This is a genomic window from Rhabdothermincola sp. (assembly GCF_036846205.1).
Taxonomy (GTDB): domain Bacteria; phylum Actinomycetota; class Acidimicrobiia; order Acidimicrobiales; family Acidimicrobilacustridaceae; genus Rhabdothermincola.
Genome location: NZ_DAIUCK010000186.1, coordinates 1 through 1,647 on the forward strand (window position 1 = coordinate 1; position 1,647 = coordinate 1,647).

The following is a 1,647-nucleotide window of genomic DNA, read 5'->3' on the forward strand; positions in this document are numbered from 1 at the left end:
GACACCATGGGCGAGTGGAGCGACTGGTACACCCGCGAGGACCCCACCAGGTGGGTGCTCGCCGAGATCCTTGCCCGCCGGGCAGAAGAGCACCCGGACCGCGACTACCTGAAGTTCGCCGACCGGCCCTGGCTGAGCTACGGCGAGGTCAACGCCCGCGCCAACCGGATCGCCAACGCCCTGCGCGCCCGCGGGGTGCAGCGGGGCGAGTCGGTGAGCGTGATGCTGCCCAACTGCGAGGAGTTCGTGCCGGTCTGGTACGGGATCCTGAAGGCCGGCGCGGTGATGAGCTCGATCAACACCGCCTACAAGGGCGACTTCCTGAGCTGGACGATCAACCTGGTCGAGGCCAAAAAGCTCATCATCTCCGACCAGTACCTGGACCGGCTCGACCTGATCAAGGGCGAGCTTCCCGCCCTCGAGCACGTGATCGTGATGGAGTCGGGCCAGCGCGAGGGCCCCGACCCGGCCCTTCCCCACGAGCCGCTGTCGGCCCTCTATGAGGCCCCCGACTCCCCGCCCGAGGTCGAGTACTCCTGGACCGACGATGCCCGGATCATGTTCACCTCCGGCACCACCGGCCGCTCCAAGGGCGTGATCAAGCAGAACGCCGCCGACTACTTCTCGGCGCGGGGCCTCCTGGAGGGCCTCGGGGTGATGAAGGGCACCGGCTGGGAGAGCCTGTCCGAGGACACCTTCTTCTCCTGCCTTCCCCTCTTCCACTCCAACGCCCAGGTGCTCTCGGGCTACCCCGCCCTTGTCGCCGGCGCCCGGGTGGCCTACGTGGAGCGCTTCTCCTCCAGCCAGTTCTGGCGCCAGGTGATCGACGCCGAGGCCACGATCTTCAACTCGATCGGGGCGGTGGCCTACTTCATCTGGAACATCCCGCCCTCGGACCTGGACCGCGCCCACAAGGTGCACACGGTCTTCGCCGCGCCCGCCCCCAAGGACATCTACCACGAGTTCGAGGAGCGCTTCGGGATCCGCTTCATCGAGGGCTACGGGCTCACCGAGACCGGCATGGCCACCTACATGGACCCCACCAAGCCGCCGATCCCCGGCTCCTGCGGGAAGGCCAACCCCGGATACGAGGTCACGATCGTCGAGCCCGGCACCGACCGGCCGCTGCCCGCCAACACCCCGGGCGAGATCGTGGTCGACATGAAGATCCCCAACATCGTCATGCGCGCCTACTACGGCATGCCCGAGAAGACCGCCGAGGACTTTCGCAACCTCAAGCTGCACACGGGCGATCTGGGGCGCATGGACGAGGACGGCTACGTCTACTTCATGGACCGGGTCAAGGACTACATCCGCCGCCGGGGCGAGAACGTCAGCTCGATGGAGGTGGAAAAGCAGGTGGCCGCCCACCCCCAGATCCGCGAGGCGGCCGCGATCGGGGTCAAGGCCGGCGAGGGCGCCTCGGCCGAGGACGAGATCATGGTGGTGGCGATCCCCGACGGCGAGGCCCCCGACCCGGTCGAGCTGACCCACTGGCTGGCCGAGCGGATGCCCTACTTCATGGTCCCGCGCTACCTGCGCTTTGTGGACTCCCTGCCCAAGACCCCCACCGAGCGGGTCCAGAAGGTGAAGCTGCGCGAGCAGGGCGTCACCCCCGACACCTGGGACCGCGAGGCCGCCGGCGTC

The 1,647-nt window shown here is 68.3% G+C and carries 1 protein-coding gene; it reads left to right on the forward strand.

Annotated elements, in window-relative coordinates:
• The coding region (locus tag V7004_RS15775; protein ID WP_334145222.1) for an AMP-binding protein at positions 1-1,647 on the forward strand (1,647 nt) is incomplete at both ends.